12 protein-coding genes and 4 tRNA genes are annotated in these 17,904 nt (G+C 40.4%); 4 read left to right on the forward strand and 12 right to left on the reverse strand.

The window, feature by feature from the left end; translation table 11 throughout:
• Nucleotides 1-44: 44 nt before the first annotated feature.
• The 8 genes from cysS to A9970_RS09525 all read right to left on the reverse strand — a co-directional run bounded on the left by cysS (nt 45) and on the right by A9970_RS09525 (nt 8,671).
• Nucleotides 45-1,511, reverse strand: a complete 1,467-nt coding sequence (cysS, locus tag A9970_RS09490) for a cysteine--tRNA ligase (protein WP_153845735.1) — start codon at nt 1,509-1,511, stop codon at nt 45-47.
• Nucleotides 1,512-1,532: 21 nt separating this feature from the next.
• A complete protein-coding gene (gene der / locus A9970_RS09495) occupies nt 1,533-2,834 on the reverse strand; it encodes a ribosome biogenesis GTPase Der (RefSeq protein WP_153845736.1) in 1,302 nt (433 codons plus the stop codon).
• A 169-nt stretch (nt 2,835-3,003) separates the two neighbouring features.
• Nucleotides 3,004-4,749, reverse strand: coding sequence for a RagB/SusD family nutrient uptake outer membrane protein (locus A9970_RS09500; protein ID WP_153845737.1), 1,746 nt, complete (start codon nt 4,747-4,749; stop codon nt 3,004-3,006).
• Nucleotides 4,750-4,772: 23 nt separating this feature from the next.
• A complete protein-coding gene (locus tag A9970_RS09505) occupies nt 4,773-7,862 on the reverse strand; it encodes a TonB-dependent receptor (RefSeq protein ID WP_182982126.1) in 3,090 nt (1,029 codons plus the stop codon).
• Between the two features lie 350 nt (nt 7,863-8,212).
• A tRNA-Met gene (locus tag A9970_RS09510) sits at nt 8,213-8,285 on the reverse strand.
• A 56-nt stretch (nt 8,286-8,341) separates the two neighbouring features.
• Nucleotides 8,342-8,414: transfer RNA gene (locus tag A9970_RS09515), tRNA-Met, on the reverse strand.
• A gap of 56 nt (nt 8,415-8,470) precedes the next feature.
• A tRNA-Met gene (locus A9970_RS09520) sits at nt 8,471-8,543 on the reverse strand.
• Between the two features lie 55 nt (nt 8,544-8,598).
• Nucleotides 8,599-8,671, reverse strand: a tRNA-Met gene (locus tag A9970_RS09525).
• A gap of 115 nt (nt 8,672-8,786) precedes the next feature.
• On the opposite strand from A9970_RS09525, the gene era reads away from it, so the two are divergent.
• A complete protein-coding gene (gene era / locus A9970_RS09530) occupies nt 8,787-9,665 on the forward strand; it encodes a GTPase Era (protein WP_070570335.1) in 879 nt (292 codons plus the stop codon).
• A gap of 76 nt (nt 9,666-9,741) precedes the next feature.
• Here the strand turns inward: era and uvrC are convergent, their stop codons facing one another.
• The 4 genes from uvrC to A9970_RS09550 all read right to left on the reverse strand — a co-directional run bounded on the left by uvrC (nt 9,742) and on the right by A9970_RS09550 (nt 15,766).
• Entirely contained in the window at nt 9,742-11,541 is a 1,800-nt protein-coding gene (uvrC, locus tag A9970_RS09535; protein ID WP_153845739.1) for an excinuclease ABC subunit UvrC, read from the reverse strand.
• Nucleotides 11,542-11,634: 93 nt separating this feature from the next.
• Nucleotides 11,635-13,905 carry a transglycosylase domain-containing protein gene (locus tag A9970_RS09540; protein ID WP_153845740.1) on the reverse strand — a complete coding sequence of 757 codons (2,271 nt, stop codon included), beginning with the start codon at nt 13,903-13,905 and terminating at the stop codon, nt 11,635-11,637.
• A 240-nt stretch (nt 13,906-14,145) separates the two neighbouring features.
• Nucleotides 14,146-14,625, reverse strand: coding sequence for a 2-C-methyl-D-erythritol 2,4-cyclodiphosphate synthase (gene ispF / locus A9970_RS09545; protein WP_070570337.1), 480 nt, complete (start codon nt 14,623-14,625; stop codon nt 14,146-14,148).
• A gap of 322 nt (nt 14,626-14,947) precedes the next feature.
• Nucleotides 14,948-15,766: a glycogen/starch synthase gene (locus tag A9970_RS09550; RefSeq protein ID WP_070570107.1), complete on the reverse strand. Its 819-nt coding sequence runs from the start codon at nt 15,764-15,766 to the stop codon at nt 14,948-14,950.
• 148 nt (nt 15,767-15,914) lie between these two features.
• Between A9970_RS09550 and panC the strand changes: the two genes are divergently transcribed.
• The 3 genes from panC to A9970_RS09565 all read left to right on the forward strand — a co-directional run bounded on the left by panC (nt 15,915) and on the right by A9970_RS09565 (nt 17,647).
• The gene (panC, locus tag A9970_RS09555) at nt 15,915-16,775 is read left to right on the forward strand and encodes a pantoate--beta-alanine ligase (protein WP_182982127.1); all 861 of its coding nucleotides are present in this window, start codon (nt 15,915-15,917) and stop codon (nt 16,773-16,775) included.
• Nucleotides 16,776-16,819: 44 nt separating this feature from the next.
• Complete coding sequence (gene panD / locus A9970_RS09560) at nt 16,820-17,170, forward strand: aspartate 1-decarboxylase (protein ID WP_070570112.1); 351 nt, start codon at nt 16,820-16,822, stop codon at nt 17,168-17,170.
• A 120-nt stretch (nt 17,171-17,290) separates the two neighbouring features.
• Complete coding sequence (locus tag A9970_RS09565; RefSeq protein WP_182982128.1) at nt 17,291-17,647, forward strand: hypothetical protein; 357 nt, start codon at nt 17,291-17,293, stop codon at nt 17,645-17,647.
• The last annotated feature ends 257 nt before the right edge of the window (nt 17,648-17,904 follow it).

A 17,904-nucleotide genomic window follows, 5' to 3' on the forward strand; every position in this document is an offset into this window, starting at 1 on the left:
ATATTCCATTTTATTCCTCTTTTATAAATTCGATTTCTTATCTATCAAATCTTATTCCAAAGTGTTCCTTCTTTGCTATCTTTCAATTGAATTCCAATAGAATTAAGCTCATCACGAATACGATCTGAGGTGACGAAGTCTTTATTTGCTTTGGCTTCATTACGTAGTTTAATGACCAGATTCATGACGTCATCGATATCATCGGATGCTGAGGTCTGATCGTTTCTAAGCCCTAGGATATCCTCAACAAATTCTTTCATGAATACTTTAAGACCTTCCAATCCTTCAGCTGTTACTTTCGCTTTGCCATCATAAATTGAGTTGATGACACGTACAATTTCAAACAATTCGGCAATGAGTACAGGGCTATTAAAATCGTCATCCATAGCTGCGTAACACTTGCGGTGGATTTCAGCTAAATTGAATGAATCAGCACCTTTCGACACCTTCAATTTGTCTAAAAGACTGATCGCAGTCATTAGCCTTTTATACCCTTTGTCGGCTGCATCCAATGCCTCATTAGAGAAATCCAACGTACTTCTATAATGTGCCTGCAACATAAAGAAGCGTACGGCCATCGGCGAATAACCTCTATTCAATAAGGGGTGATTTCCAGTAAATAGCTCTCCCGGTAAAAATCCATTTCCTGCAGATTTGGACATACGAGCACCATTTACAGTCAACATATTCGTGTGCATCCAATATTTGGCAGGGCTCGTATGGTTACATGCTTCAGACTGTGCAATTTCATTGGTATGATGTGTAGCTGCCAAATCCATTCCACCGCCGTGAATATCAAACTGATCACCTAAGTACTTTCTGCTCATGGCCGAACATTCAATATGCCAACCTGGAAAGCCAACACTCCAAGGTGCAGGCCAACGCATAATCGTTTCAGGTTTTGCTTTGATCCACAAGGCAAAGTCCAAACGCCCCTTTTTCTCATCCTGACCACTCAATTCACGGGTATTATTGAGCATATCTTCTAATTTACGATTGGTCAATATCGTGTAATCGTATGTTTCAACGTATTTTTCAACATCAAAATAAACCGTACCGTTCCGCTCATAGGCATAGCCATTCTCTATAATCTGTTCGATCATTTCGATCTGCTCGGAAATATGTCCTGTTGCAGTAGGCTCAATACTGGGCGGCAACGTATTGAAAAGACGCAATACGTCATGAAAACCTATCGTATACTTTTGAACGATTTCCATCGGTTCCAATTGTTCCAATTTTGCTTTTTTTGCAAATTTGTCATCCCCTTCATCACGATCGCCTTCCAAGTGCCCTGCATCGGTAATATTGCGCACATAACGCACTTTATAACCAAGATGACGCAAGTATCTAAAAATCAAATCAAAAGACACAAACGTCCGACAGTTTCCCAAATGCACATCACTGTACACTGTGGGGCCACATACGTACATACCAACGAGATTGGGATGAATAGGTTCGAATTTTTCTTTTGTTCGCGAAAGCGTATTATATAAAAAGAGATTATGGTCCATGTTTAATCGCTGCTTGGAAATCTATTTTTGTCTGAAATATATTTGAATTGGCACACCTGTAAAGTCAAAGTGCTCACGCAATTTGTTTTCAATAAAACGTTTGTACGGATCTTTGATGTATTGTGGCAGATTACAGAAGAATGCAAACATCGGTGTCCGTCCTGGCAACTGTGTTGCATATTTAATTTTAATATATTTACCCTTTAAGGATGGCGGTGGATAATTCTCGATAATATCCAACATCACTTCATTCAATTTGGAAGTAGGGATCTTTTTGGTCCTGTTGGCATATACCTTGTCGGCAACTTCCAACACCTTAAGAACACGTTGTTTTTCGGTTACGGAAGTAAAGATAATAGGCACATCTGTAAATGGTGCTATTTTCTCTTTGATGCGATCTTCAAAAGCCTTCATTGTTTTGTTGTCTTTTTCAATCAAATCCCACTTATTGACAACAATTACGATACCTTTACGGTTCTTCTCCGCCAAGTTGAAGATATTAACGTCCTGCGCTTCTAATCCATCCTGTGCATCCAACATTAAAATCGTCACATCAGAATCTTCCAAGGCTTTGATGGTACGCATCACCGAATAAAACTCAATATCTTCATTTACTTTGGACTTACGACGAAGACCTGCAGTATCGATCAATAAAAAGTTATGTCCATATTGATTGTAATGTATACGGATTGAATCACGTGTTGTCCCTGCCATTGGCGTTACAATATTGCGATCTTTTCCGATCAAAGCGTTTGTCAAAGAAGATTTACCCACATTCGGGCGGCCTACGATGGTATATTTAGGTAAGGATTCTTCTTCTTCCTCCTCCACTTCGAAATGAGAAACCACAGCATCCAACAATTCACCTGTACCCGATCCTGTAGCCGACGAGATATTGAAGACCTCTCCTAAACCAAAGGCATAAAACTCTGCCGATTCATGATGCAATTTCGCGTGATCGACTTTATTGGCCACTACATACACAGGTTTGGAGCTTCTTCTCAGAATATCAGCGATTTCGTCATCCAAGTCGGTAATGCCAGTGGTGACATCCACCATGAATATAACGACCGAAGCTTCTTCAATAGCGATATAGACCTGATCGCGGATAGCCTCTTCAAAGACATCATCCGAACCATGTACAAAACCACCTGTATCAATTACTGTAAATTTCTTTCCGATCCACTCGGCTGTTTCATAATGACGGTCGCGCGTCACCCCGCTAAAGTCATCAACAATCGCTTTTCTACTTTCCGTAAGACGATTGAATAAGGTAGATTTACCAACATTTGGACGACCAACAATTGCAACAATATTTGCCATATTTATTTTATTTGATCCACCCGCTCTCACAGCAGATGGCACTTTTATGCTAAAAATATACTTAAGGGAACAAAGATACGGATTCAAAAGGGATTATCGCGACTCAAAAACAAAAATGGCTTTACCGTGAAGTAAAGCCATTTATAGGGTTTAAATTATAAATATTCGTCTAGTTAGACGTTGGATTCTGAGTCAATTTACCCGGATATGAATTGATCGCATCCTGAGGAATAAAATAAGTCACTCTAAAATCTGTTGGTACAATATCCTCAAATTGTTTCTGTGGCCCCGGATAGGTACGGTTTAATGGATCTCCGTTACGGAACACATCATAGCTGCGTTCAGCCTGATAGGCCAATTCCAACTGACGCTCTTTGTCAATCAGTTTGCTTGCACTGGCCGCATCAATTGAAGTATATCCGCCATTGACAATAGAACGATTTCTGATGGTATTTAAATCATTTAAAGCAGCGCCATAGTTACCTAATTTTGCATTAGCCTCTGCCCGGTTTAAATAAATTTCACCCAAACGGCTGATTACAGGCGAGTGCAGTTGAGACTCCTCGCCTTCACGTGAGCATTTCACAATATAAAACTGTGGATAAGCACGGTTTAAGGAAATATAGTAATCAATCATACCCGAATAGGTATTACCGTCTTCATAGGTAATGGAATAAGTCTGCTGACCAGCATTAATTGTCGCTAAAGTATATTCTTTAACAACTTCTTGATCACCCACCTTTTTTACTTCTCGAGCAATTACTGTATTCCCATTAATAATGGCCGGAATTTGCACATAACTTAATGTTTTAGGGTCACCGACTTTTGCAGGTGAGTTCTGTTTGATAAATCGAAAAACTGTTGAGTAATTGCCTTTATCGTCTTTGGAATAAGTCGGCTCTATAAATGCTGCGCGTGCGTCGACAATCGTATAATGATCTGGTCGCCAGTCATTACGACCAGTTTCATTTAAAAGATCAATATATTTGGCACTGGAATACATCTCACCCCAGCCCATACCACCAATATTGGAATACATACCTCCAATACCATAATAATGATCATCGCCCGAGAACTCAGACGCAACACGTTTCACCGCAAAGATGGTCTCCTTGTTATCTTCAGGTCTAAAGGTATTGTATTTCATGAACTGCTCACGGGCCAACAAGACATATTTACCTGAATTAATCACTTTATTGGCATACTCTAAAGAAAGACGTGCATATTCCGCGTTCGGATTTTTATATGTCCCGCTCATGTATAGATAAATGCGGGAAAGCATTGCCTGCGCTGCACCTTTGGAGGCGTATGCTGCCCCTTTATCAAGTGTGATTAAAGCTTCTGCTTTTTTCAGATCACTGATCGCTTGAGCGTATGTATCTTTGACAGACGAACGATCGGGCAAGTTCAAATCATTGAAGACATCGTCAGGAGTACCATTAACGATCGGAACACCAAGATTTGTCTCTGGACTTTGATAATATGGCTTCCCAAATGCACGGCAAAGGTAAAAATACATCATTCCACGGATGTAATAACATTCACCCAATTTATTATCCATTTCTGTACTCTGACCTTCCGCAAACATCTTGATAACGTTCGAAGACTGTGCAATAGCCTTATAGCCATAGTCCCAAAAGTTCTGCAAACGGTAATTATTAGGCGTTCTCGCATAGGAGATAAATTCGTAAAACGCATCTGTCGATGACCCACGGATCATCATATTATCACCAGCGTATTCACCAAGACGGTGCATCGGATCAGACCAAGCTTTTAACTGCGCATAAGTACCTGTTACCATTGCATCAGGATTACTTGCAATATTTTCTTCGTCCATTGAAGTATAAGGAAGACGATCTATATCGCAGGAGGATACTGCCGTTGCGATCAAAAGTCCTATTAATATCTTTTTCATTGTTGATTTTCTAAACGTTAAAATTAAAATGTTACGCTTGCGCCGAACATGTATTTGCGAACCATAGGATAGACAGAAACTCCGGTAGATCGAATCATTTGACCGCCCCCGCCTTTGCCATCTGGCTCAGTCAATGGAAGTTCCGGATCAACACCCGAGTAGTTTGTAATCGTAAACAAATTCTCTCCAGCTAAGAATACACGTAAATTTTTGATATTGTATTTCTTTAGATCAAAGTTGTACCCTAAGGTCAGCGATCTCATTTTCAAGAAATTGTTGCTCTCTAAAAAGCGTGTTGAAGGTGAATTACCTTTATCTTGGTTGTCGTATCTTGCAATCGGGTGAGTGGCAACATCACCAGGTTTTTCCCAACGGCTCCAACCATCCTGTAACTTCATCTGGTTACGATCGGTATAGGTTCCATCCGAATCAAATTCCTGACGCGAATAATTATATAATTTACCACCCAAGGAGAAACCGAACACCGCATTCAGGTCAAACTGCTTATAACTTAAAGCTGTACTGAAACCTCCAAACAGATCAGCATTTCCTTTTCCTGCATTACGGAAAGTTGCATTGGAATAGTTCGACGTCGTTGTCCTCGTTTCATTGCCATTGGCATCTGTTTCGTATCGATACCACATTGGCAGACCATTATCTACGTTGACACCAGCCCATTCTTTTAAGTAATAGGTATCTACCGGAAAACCAGGCTGAAGCAAACGTTGCGCCGATCCAGCGATCCCTGATCCGTCCCCTGCGATAATTGGTTTTGAAACAAGATTACCATTGGCATCTTTTGTCGCAAATAGCTCGGTCAATTTATTCACATTGTGACTCAAATTAACATCCAAGCTCCAATGTACATTGTCATTTCGAACGATGTCACCACCGATGGTCAATTCAATCCCCCGGTTTTGCATCTTGCCAATATTTTTCCAGATAGAAGTGACACCGGTTAGACCGCTGATCGGCACTTGATAAAGTACATTATCGGTCTTCTTGTCATAATAATCAACATTGAATCGCAATCTATTCTTAAACAAGGCTGCATCCACCCCAAAACCGGTTGTATAGGTTTTTTCCCAAGTCAGATCTTTATTACCGATTTGGCTAATTAATGCCCCTGGTATACCATTATAACTTGATGATGCAGACACAGAGTAAAGACTATATTGTGGATATAATGAACTTGGTCTATTACCTACCGATCCGTAAGCCGCTCTCAGTTTTAAATTATCTACCCAATCAGCCTTGAACCACTCTTCCTTATTGATATTCCAACCACCACTAACTGAAAAGAAGTTTCCATATTTTGCATTGGTACCAAAATTGGATGCTCCATCACGACGGAACGATACCTGTGCCAAATATTTATTATCGTATGCATAGTTTACATTAGACAACAATGACTGTACTGCCCATTCGGAAATTCCGCCTCTGGTTCGCTCTGGTTTTGCAACAACATCCAATACCTCGAAACCATTTACAATCCCCGTCCCATAAGCATCTAAGGTTTTTGTCCAATAGTCGTTAAATTCGTATGCAGCCAATCCATTCAGGCTATGTTTATCCCAAGTCTTGTTGAAACGTAAAATCTGGTTGGTATATCGACGGGCAAATTCCATACGATAATCTGTCACACGTCCAATTACACTTTCGCCACTGTTTGATCGTGGATCTTGATACCCGCTATCGGAATAACTATTGTAACGATAATTATTCACAGAAGAGAAAGTCAACCAATCCGTTAATTTGATATCAAAATCCAAATTACCCATAAATTCATAGTTGGTATTGGCACTATGATTCCATTGCAGATCATATAAGTAATTTGTACTTGCATTGTTGACCCAGCCGCTGTAACGATGTGGCACTAAACTTCCATTTGCATCGTAAGGACTATCCCAAGGCAGGTTTCCATACATGGCATTGACATCATATTGGCGATCATCTACTGCACGTCTCGATCCAGCAATAGACGGTTTGATTGTCAACCAGTCAAAAGGTTTGTAGTTAGTACGTAATCTAAAATTATAACGGTCGTAATCATAACCCTTTACAGCACCGGCTTCGTTGTAATAACCTAAAGACAGGTAAGATTGTAATTTATCATTACCACCCTGAATGGATAGATTGTGGTTTTGAACAAATCCGGTTTTTGTGGCCAGCTTCCACCAGTCAAAATTGCTATTACGTAATTCAGAATTCCAGCGTGGAAATTTGATGTCACCTGGGTTAGAAAAAGAGGCAAAATAATCATACAGTTCAGCCCCGTCCATCATTTCCATGTTTCCATTGGAAAGTTGGTTGATACCCATTTTTGTAGAGAAGCTAATGCTTGTTTTGGATGCCGAAGGATTTTTTGTTGTAACGACAACAACACCATTCGCGCCTTGAGAACCATAAATTGACGTTGAAGCAGCATCTTTTAGGATGGTTAATGACTCAATGTCGTCTGGATTGATATCACCTGGGCTTGAGCCAACGATAACACCGTCAATGACCCACAATGGGCTCGTCGTACCACTTAATGTTGCCTGACCACGAATCACAACACCGCCATTTGACCCTGGTTTACCTGCTCCTGGTGCAACATATACCCCGGCAGCTTTACCATTCAGCATGTTTTCAACCGATGGCGTAGTGACATCACGTAATTTGTTTCCTTTTACCGCCTGAAGAGCTCCAGTCAAACTCTCTTTTTTCTGTTGCGTGCCATAACCGACAATGACAACTTCCTGGAGTGCCTCACTATTGGACTCCAGATTGATGTTAACAACCGGTCCTGTCACGGTCACTTCTTGTGCTTTATAACCAACACTTGTAACGACCAGTACATCACCATTTTTAGCATCTATTGTAAAACGTCCATCTGCTCCTGCGGATGTCGATTTACCGCTCCCCTTAACACTAATGGTTGCTCCAGCCAATGGGCCGTCTGTAGACTGCACTTTTCCATTCACTTTTTGTTGATAAACCACGTCATTCAACAAAATATTGTTGTTTGGAAACGTAAGACCATTAGCATTAGCCGAGTTGTGTGTACTTGTAATGAGTAAAGCTAATGATAACAGACTCAACTTGTGATTGTCGAGAATCTTTGAAATCATAATATTTAATAGTTAGTTTAAAAATTGATTAGCTTGCTAATCAAAATTTAGGTACATGAATGCTAAAACTAAAGGATGATGATAGCATATCAAAATTTAGCAGCAACGAAATCGATTGCGCCAATTAAACAAACGATTGCATAAACACACATTTTACAGAGCAATCCAATATCAAAAAAGTAGAACGATTAAATAACAGCAAAAGACAGTTTTTTAACAACCTCACGACAATCGATAAAGAGAAATTTAGAAGAGTAGGAAAAAAGATGACCCTGAAAAACAGGCGGTATTATAGCGTAAATTAGGACACAAAAAAAGCCAAGATATTCACCTCGGCCTTTTTCTTTTAGTAGCGGGGACCAGACTCGAACTAGTGACCTTCGGGTTATGAGCCCGACGAGCTACCAACTGCTCCACCCCGCAATGTATTTTAAGTTTCTTTAAAAGAACCGATCATTGCAATCGGCTCTTTCTTTTAGTAGCGGGGACCAGACTCGAACTAGTGACCTTCGGGTTATGAGCCCGACGAGCTACCAACTGCTCCACCCCGCAATGTATTTTAAGTTTCTTTAAAAGAACCGATCATTGCAATCGGCTCTTTCTTTTAGTAGCGGGGACCAGACTCGAACTAGTGACCTTCGGGTTATGAGCCCGACGAGCTACCAACTGCTCCACCCCGCAATGTATTTTAAGTTTCTTTAAAAGAACCGATCATTGCAATCGGCTCTTTCTTTAGTAGCGGGGACCAGACTCGAACTAGTGACCTTCGGGTTATGAGCCCGACGAGCTACCAACTGCTCCACCCCGCAATATATTTTTGAACAAAATTGCTTTTTTCTTTTGAAAAAACAAGATTATGATCCTTCCGAATTGGAGTACAAAGATATATTTTGTTTCTTTGTAATCCTAATAAAATTTAGAAAAATGTCACATAAAGCAGGATTCGTAAGTATCATCGGAAAGCCAAATGCTGGTAAGTCCACCCTAATGAACGCTTTAGTGGGTGAAAAAATGTCTATCATTACACCCAAAGCGCAAACGACAAGACACCGCATTATCGGTATTGTAAACGATGAAGACCATCAAATTGTGTTTTCGGACACCCCTGGTGTTATCAAACCAAACTATTCTTTGCAAGAATCAATGATGAATTTTGTCCAAGGATCGTTGATCGATGCAGACATTATTTTATTTGTGACAGATATCCACGAAAAATACGATGAGAACGATGTCCTGGAGAAATTGCGTAAAACAAATTCCCCTGTTGCCGTGCTTATCAACAAAATTGATAAATCTTCGGAAGAAGAGGTCAAGGCTAAGATTGAATTTTGGCAGGAAAAATTAAATCCAGATACCGTTTTTGCGATTTCAGCAAAATTAAATCATAATGTTGCTGCCGTGATGCACTACATTAAGGACAAATTACCTATTCACGAAGCCTATTATGAAAAGGATGAGTTAACGGATAAATCCATGCGTTTTTTCGTCTCTGAGATGATTCGTGAAAAAGTATTCAAACTATACGATAAAGAGATTCCTTACAGTACAGAAGTAATTGTTACATCTTACAAAGAAGAAGCAAATATCACACGTATTGCTGCCGAAATTATTGTTGAGCGCGACTCTCAAAAAAATATTATCATTGGAAAAGCGGGAGCCATGATCAAAAAAGTCGGTACCTATGCGCGCCAGGATATTGAAGAGTTTATCGACGGAAAAGTATTCCTCGAGCTTTTTGTTAAGGTAATTCCTGACTGGAGAAGTAAAAAGAACTACCTTAAACGTTTCGGTTACGACGATTAATTCGCATTGAACATTCGTACAGGGGAGATCTTTTTATACCGACCTCCCCTGCACGAACTGTTTTTCTTGTAAATTTTTACTTTGCAAAATATTCACGAAGTGCTTTAATCTGTTTGAGATTAAGCACTTTTTTTAGCTCTTCATCTGAGGCTTCCTTCGCTTTTTTCACCGATTTAAATTCAGTTAACACTTTTTCAACTGTTGTTTTACCTATACCCGGAACATTTTCCAGCTCTGAAACGAAGGTTTTCCGGCTCCTTTGATTCCTGTGGAAGGTGATTCCGAAGCGGTGTGCCTCATCCCGAAGATGTTGAATGATCTTGAGGGTTTCAGATTTCTTATCTAAATAAAGTGGATATTGATCACCTGGATAGAAAAGCTCCTCCAGTCTTTTGGCAATACCGATGACGGTTACTTTTCGCTCTATCCCCAACAAGCGCAAACTCTTTAAGGCTGCGCCTAGCTGCCCTTTTCCGCCATCGATAATAATCAATTGCGGCAAAGGCTGGTCTTCATCCAATAATCGCCTATAGCGTCTAAAAACAGCTTCCTCCATCGTAGCAAAATCGTTGGGCCCCTCAACTGTTTTCACATTAAAGTGGCGGTAATCTTTCTTCGAAGGTTTTGCATCCTTAAAGACAACAATAGCCGATACGGGATAATTCCCCTGAATATTCGAGTTATCAAAACATTCAATATGCTGTGGCAGCACATTCATGCGAAGATCTTTTTGCATCTGTTTTAAGATGCGCTCGGTCCGAATATCAGGATTAAGCTTTTCATATTGCAACAGGCGCTCTTTTCTAAAAAATGCCACGTTCTTTTGGGAAAGCTCCAGCAATTTTTTCTTTTCGCCCAGCTTCGGAATCGTAAATCGAATCCGTTCGTTCTCTTCAATATCTAATTCAAAGGGTACAATAATTTCCCGCGAAAGGCTTTTGAAGCGTTCCCGAATCTCCGGTATGGCCAAGGCCAAAAGCTCCTGTTCACTCTCATCCAAACGCCGCTTCATTTCGAGCGTCTGTGTCTGAATAATAACACCATTCATGACTTTCAGGTAATTGACAAAAGCGTAGCCCTCGTCTGAAGCAATACTAAATACATCCACATTTGTAATAGATGAGTTGACCACTGTAGACTTGCTCTGGTAATTGTCCAGCTTATCCAGCTTCGCCTTAATTAACTGCGCTCTTTCAAAATCCAAAGCTGCAGCTGCGGTAGCAATACTCTCCTTTAAGCGATTGGTCACCACAGCAATCTTTCCGTTCAGAATATCCTTGATATCACTCAGGTTCTGATCGTAATCGTCTTCGGACTGATACCCTTCACAGGGCCCCTTGCAATTTCCAATTTGATATTCGAGACAGATCTTAAACTTGCCTTTCCGTATATTTTCCTGTGTTAGGGCCAAATTGCAGGTACGGAGGGGAAACAATTCACGGATCAGATCCAATACAATATGCATCATCCCCACGGAAGGATAGGGGCCATAATAACGGGACCCATCCTTAATATATTGCCTGGTCCAAAAAACCCGCGGAAAAGGTTCGTTCTTGATGACAATCCAGGGATAGGTTTTATCATCCTTCAACAGAACATTATACTTGGGTTTGTGTTTTTTGATCAATGAATTCTCAAGCAACCAAGCATCAATCTCCGTGTCAACGATAGTAAAAGATATACGGTTGATCTTCCGAACCAAAACACGGGTTTTGCCATTCAGCTGATTTTCATTAACGAAATACGAGCCGACCCGATTACGCAAATCCTTCGCTTTACCGATATAGATCAGTTCGTTATTTTTATCAAAATACTGATAGACTCCCGGTCGATGCGGTATCTTCTTTAATTCTTCTCTATAGTCAAATACGTCCATTATGTTCCAATATCAAACACCGTCAGCAAAAAAGCCAGACAACAAATCTCGAAAAAATTTATTGTCTGGCCCAATGGTATTCGTTAAAATAACTTAGAAACCTAAGCGATCATCTTTTAGTTTAGTCGCATCTTTGCCGCTTGAATCCGTAGACCCATCTTCGACATCAGAGCCACCACCGCCCCAATACTGATTACAGTCAATGACACGGGTAAGCCCACCCTGAGGTTGCTCAAAATCACCTTTGGTATACTTCAAATTTGAATCTTTATACACTTTCTGCATGTAGTAAGCGAATACTGGCATCGCTGCTGCTGCCCCTTGTCCGTACTCCATCCTGTCGAAACTAATGCCTCGATCTTCTGCGCCAGTCCAAACACCCGTAACCAGTTCCGGTGTAATACCAATAAACCAGGCATCTGAGTTATCGTTGGTTGTACCTGTTTTACCGCCAATTGGATTTGTGAGCTTATACATCCATTGAATACGTCTCGCCGTACCTTGAGATACCACCTTTTTCAACATATCAACAATAATATAAGCCGATTCACTATTTAAGGCTTTTACGACCTTTGGTGCTTTATCATAGATTGGTGTACCATTTTTATCTTCAATACGTAGGATCGCTGTTGGCTCAATCCAAGTTCCTTGATTCACAAATGCCGAATAAGCACCTACCATATCAAAGACCGACGCTTCATAAGCCCCTAATGAGATCGAAGGATAATTGGGCACATCACTTGTTATACCCATCCGTTTTGTCAATGCAGCTACTTCCGCAGCGCCAACTTCGTGTACCAGATAGGCCGTCGCATAGTTTTGCGAATAAGCCAATGCTTTCGCTAAGGTAATTGGGTTTCCACCTTGTGCATTTCCTCTTGGTGTCCATCCGTTATAAGTTTGTTGGTAATTGGGAATACTGTAACATGGGGAATAACCATTGTCAATCGCCACCGCGTAAGTAAATGGTTTCGCCGTTGATCCGACTTGACGCGTACCCATTTTTACCTGATCATATTTGAAGTGGTCAAAGTCAATACCTCCAACCCAGGCTTTAATATGTCCGGTTTTCGGCTCCATAGACATCATCGCATTGCGCAACATGAGTTTATTGTACTTAATGGAGTCCATTGGCGTCATCATCGTATCAACACTTCCCTTCCATGTAAATATATTCATCGGAACCTTTACATTGAAGGCCTTTTTGATCTCGTCTTCATTCAAGCCCTCTTCTTTCAAAATACGGTAACGGTCAGAGCGCTTCATTCCACTAATGAGCAACTTGGCTTTATCCCCTTTAAAAGCATCCCTATTTTTCCATTGCGCAGCAAATTTAGACTGCAGTTGCTTCATCCACTCTTTTTGCGAATCCTCTGCATATTGCTGCATAGACATATTGATCGTCGTATATATTTTCAATCCATCACGATCGAGGTCATAAGGTGTGCCATCTGGTTTAGTGATGGACAATTTTGCAAATTCCTTTTTGATTTCATCCTTTAATACCGCTCTAAAATATGGCGCCAAACCCTCACCGTAATTTGCGATCTTAAGTTCTAAACCAAGTGGTTTTTCTTTCGCTTTTGTAGCCTCCTCAGCCGAAATAAAATTTGCGGCAACCATATTGTTCAACACCGTATTACGGCGAGTACGTGATTTTTCCGGATACCGCACAGGAGAATATGCTCCTGGGCCTTTAAGCATCCCCACCAAAAGGGCTGCTTGGTCAGCTGTCAGTTTATCCGGAGTCGTATTGAAATAAGTCCGCGCAGCGGATTTGATTCCGTATGTATTGTAAGCACCAAAATCTACCGTGTTAAAATACATGGTAATAATCTCATCTTTGGTATAATTTCTTTCCAAGCGAACAGCTGTAATCCATTCCTGAAATTTCTGGATGACACGCTTTAGAAAATTCTTTTGCCGTCCATCCGAAAATAGATTAAGTGCCAGCTGCTGTGTAATTGTACTTCCTCCCTGTTTGTTACCGGTCAGGGTGTGAAAGATAACTGTAAATGTACGTGAGTAGTCAATCCCAGAGTGATCATAAAAGCGTTTATCCTCTGTCGAAACCAATGCTTTGACCAAATAAGGAGACAATTCGCTATACTTTACATTGGAGCGGTTTTGGACATAATAGGTTCCCAATACCTTATGATCTTCCGTGATAACTTCGGAAGCTAAATTACTTTTGGGGTTTTCCAAATCACTGAAGGAGGGTAATTTCCCAAATACGCCAAGACGTATACTCAATATAAAAAGGAAACCTATCGCGACGATCCCGACGATAATTTTCCAAAAATTGAACGTATACCGTTTGACATCAGCCTCAGTAAGTTGATTTTTTTTTGATACTCGTTTCATCTATTTACTAAATTTCAGACGTAAATATTATTCATTTTAAAGACCGCATTGCATAGCCCATTTTTCCGTCCACAGTTGTGTTTTGCAAACTTGGATACTGCATTATTTTGATCTTTAAAGACTTCAATTAAGACATTAATGCTCACTCTATCAGATAGTGTGCCAAGAATCCCTACTTTGGCAAAGGTATTACTAATTGGGCCAAAAGCAAGAATTTAAACGTGAAAATATTGAGGCGAACTATGCGCGTTCAATCAAACAAACCGCATAGGCAACCACCCCTTCCTGACGACCGATAAATCCCATCGTTTCATTTGTTGTTGCTTTAATAGAGATGTCGTCGATATCCAAACCCGTTGCTTCAGCCAGTTTAACTTTCATTTGTGGGATATAGGGTTTGATCTTAGGAGCTTCCAGACACAGCATCGCATCAATATTGCCAAGCGTATATCCCTTCGCAGCAATCAGCGCCATACATTCTTTTAACAACAATAAACTGCTAATGCCTTTCCAGCGCATATCTGTATTTGGAAAGTGGTAGCCAATATCTTCTAAATTGGCGGCGCCCAAAATGGCATCACATATCGCATGGACCAACACATCGGCATCAGAATGCCCAAAGGCACCAGCATGATGCTCCAATTGTACTCCACCAACAATAAATGGATGACCTTCTTTCATCTGATGGACATCAAATCCAAATCCTACCTTAATTTTCATTACACGAATTATATACAATAAAATACAGCCAATGTATGCTATTTGATAACCTAGCCTATTAGGTATAGATCAAACCCGATTTATCTTCGCGGAGATCCCCTGGTATGGATATCTAAAAACAATGACAGATTACTGCGAAGATAACAATTCGTAGCTACATTTACCGCGACAAAAGGTTTCTAGCAGGCAGCGCAACGAAAATCATTGAAATAACGGTTCGACCGGAGGAAAAAAGAGACGCATAAAAAAAGGCTATCCTTGAGAATAGCCTTTTTTTATATTATTGTCTGTTTGTTTTTCGAAACGCTTCGACAAGTAAAGCTTAAGCTTCTACTTCTTCGGGCGCAAACTGATCATACACTTCTCCAAAAGCATCGTAGTCCTGATCGCCATTAGGCTCAAAAACCTGAATATCTTTTGATCGAGCAAAATCAACTATTTCAGTGTTGACATTTTCGTCAGCGACAACCACCATATCGGTAAAATGCAAAGCACCTTTATAGATAGCCTCATAACTACCATCACCGTACACCTGCGCATCCGCTGCTTTAAAGGAACCTTCTGGCGCCATTTCAGCATACTTTGTACCTAATGTACCTTTAAATTCTTCATTGAATAAAGAGTACATCACTTTTGCATCCTTGAATGTAGGATCGTCCTTATAAGTTGTCTTCACGTAAGCCGGTACCAAAGCAGAGAACCATCCATGACAGTGTACTACATCAGGGGACCATCCTAATTTCTTCACAGTTTCCAACGCTCCTTTACAGAAGAACACTGAACGCTCATTATTGTCTGCAAAGAATTCGCCATGCTCATCACTAAAAACTTTTTTACGCTGAAAGTAGTCTTCATTATCCAAGAAATACACCTGCATACGGGCCGCAGGTAATGAAGCAACTTTAATAATTAGCGGATTATCATTATTATCCACAACAATGTTCAAGCCTGAAAGACGAATAACCTCATGTAATCTATTTCTACGCTCATTGATATTCCCAAAACGCGGCATTAAGATCCGGATCTCAAAACCCTTTTCTTGCATCGCTTGCGGAAGTTGACGTGTAATTTCAGAAATTTTAGTTAATTCGAGGAAAGGCGACATCTCGTGAGTAATAAACAATATCTTCGTTTTTGCCATCTCCAGTTATTTTTATTTATTATTTTCGAACAGTAAAATCGGTCTACAAAGGTACGAAAAAAATACTTACTATGCAATTTACTATTAATCATCGTTTTATATTCCCAAAATATTATGCACCTTTGCCAACAAAAAACTAAATAGCAAAGTGGAAATTTTCAAAACGAAAGCATCTCTCCAAGCATACCTGCAAGAAGCCCGATCAACAGGTCAAAAAATAGCCCTAATCCCTACGATGGGCGCTTTACATGAAGGACATTTGTCCTTATTAAATTATGCAAAACCAATCAGTGATATTCGTGTTTGCAGCATTTTTGTTAACCCTACACAATTTAACGATCCAAAAGATCTCGAAAAATATCCACGGCCCATCGAAAACGATATCAGATTACTGGAATCCGTCGATTGCGACATCCTTTTCTTACCAAATGTTGATGAGATGTACCCCGATAAAAATGAGGCTTGGCATCTCGATCTTGGCGAACTGGACCAAATTTGGGAAGGTGAAAAACGCCCTGGCCATTTCCAAGGTGTCACCCAGGTCGTCTATAAATTATTTACATTGGTACAACCGGATATTGCCTGTTTCGGGCAAAAAGATTTTCAGCAGGTCATGGTCATCAAGCGCATGATAGCCATGAAGGATCTCGCGATTCAATTGGCGATATGTCCTATCATTAGGGATCAAGACGGCCTAGCACTGAGCTCTAGAAACGCGCGCTTAAGTGAAGCTGGGAAAAGAACGGCTTTGGCACTCTCCCGCTCCCTGCAATATGTAAAAGATCATATACATGACGCTATCCCGCTAGCGGAAATAAAAGACAAAGCCTTACAGATTTTAACAGACACCGATGGGCTTAGCGTTGAATACTTTGCGCTATGTGAAAGTTCAACGTTAAAAGAAGTCGATCACATCGATTTCAGCAAGCAGCATGTCGCACTTGTCACGGCCTGGGTTGAAGGTGTCCGTTTGATTGATAATATGATTCTGAATAATTTGTCAAATTAATTGACAAATCTTTCAAATTCAGCAGAAAGCCCTACCTTTGCGCCATGGTAATAGAAGTAATGAAATCCAAGATTCACCGCGTTAAAGTCACACAAGCGGAATTGAATTATGTGGGTAGTATCACAATAGATGAAGATTTGATGGATGCCGCAAATATCATCGCTAACGAGAAAGTTCAAATCGTAAACAACAATAATGGAGCCCGTCTTGAAACATACGTCATCCCCGGTCAACGTGGATCAGGTATTATCTGTTTGAATGGTGCTGCGGCACGCTTGGTTCAAGTTGGCGATATCGTCATCATTATTTCCTACGCGAACATGGATTTTGAAGAAGCTAAGCAGTTTAAACCTTCCGTTGTATTTCCAGACGACAACAATCATCTGATTAAATAATCAGGAAGCACTGTAAGCTTAGTATATAGCTATTTCATATTTTTTTAATGAGTAGATCACGAATACTCACAAAATAAAATCGTATTTTTGAAGCGTTACCCTAAAAAGTAGCGCTTTTTTATGTACCGAAAAACAACGAAATCCCCACGTCAGCTTATCGCATTTTGCCAATTGGTATTAATGTCGCTGATTATTATTTCGGGTGTTGTTTTTATGCACAAAGAGGTAAAATCAACCGGTGAAATTGTCATGCACACCCACCCTTATGATTTTACCAAGAAACAGAAACCGCAAGAAACAGATGACCAAATCGAATACCTCAATGTCATCTATCACAATACCTACGTACAAACTGAATTTACCGTCCTTGAATTTCCTATTCCGCGTGAAGTAAAAGAAGAACATTATAATTCATTTTGTCCGGAGGCGATCAGCACAACGATCGATCATTACCACTTACGTGGTCCCCCCGCTTAGCATAAACCAAAAATCAAAGATTTCGAAGGCCTGTCGCTAGTTCCATAACGATCAAACGAACTTGACGCAAACAAGTAAGACATTACGCATGTGCTAAATCGCTTGGTTCCAGAACGACAGCATGAAATACCGCTATCGAGATATCATCTTTGATCCCATTTTTATTTGCCTCTTCTTTGAGAATTGTCCCTGTTACAATAGCGAAAACCTTCGCTGAATACTGTCACTATGGTTTCAGTGAGCCCATTGCATACATT

Origin of the sequence: Sphingobacterium sp. UME9 (assembly GCF_014170215.1) — a bacterium.
GTDB classification, from domain to species: domain Bacteria; phylum Bacteroidota; class Bacteroidia; order Sphingobacteriales; family Sphingobacteriaceae; genus Sphingobacterium; species Sphingobacterium paramultivorum.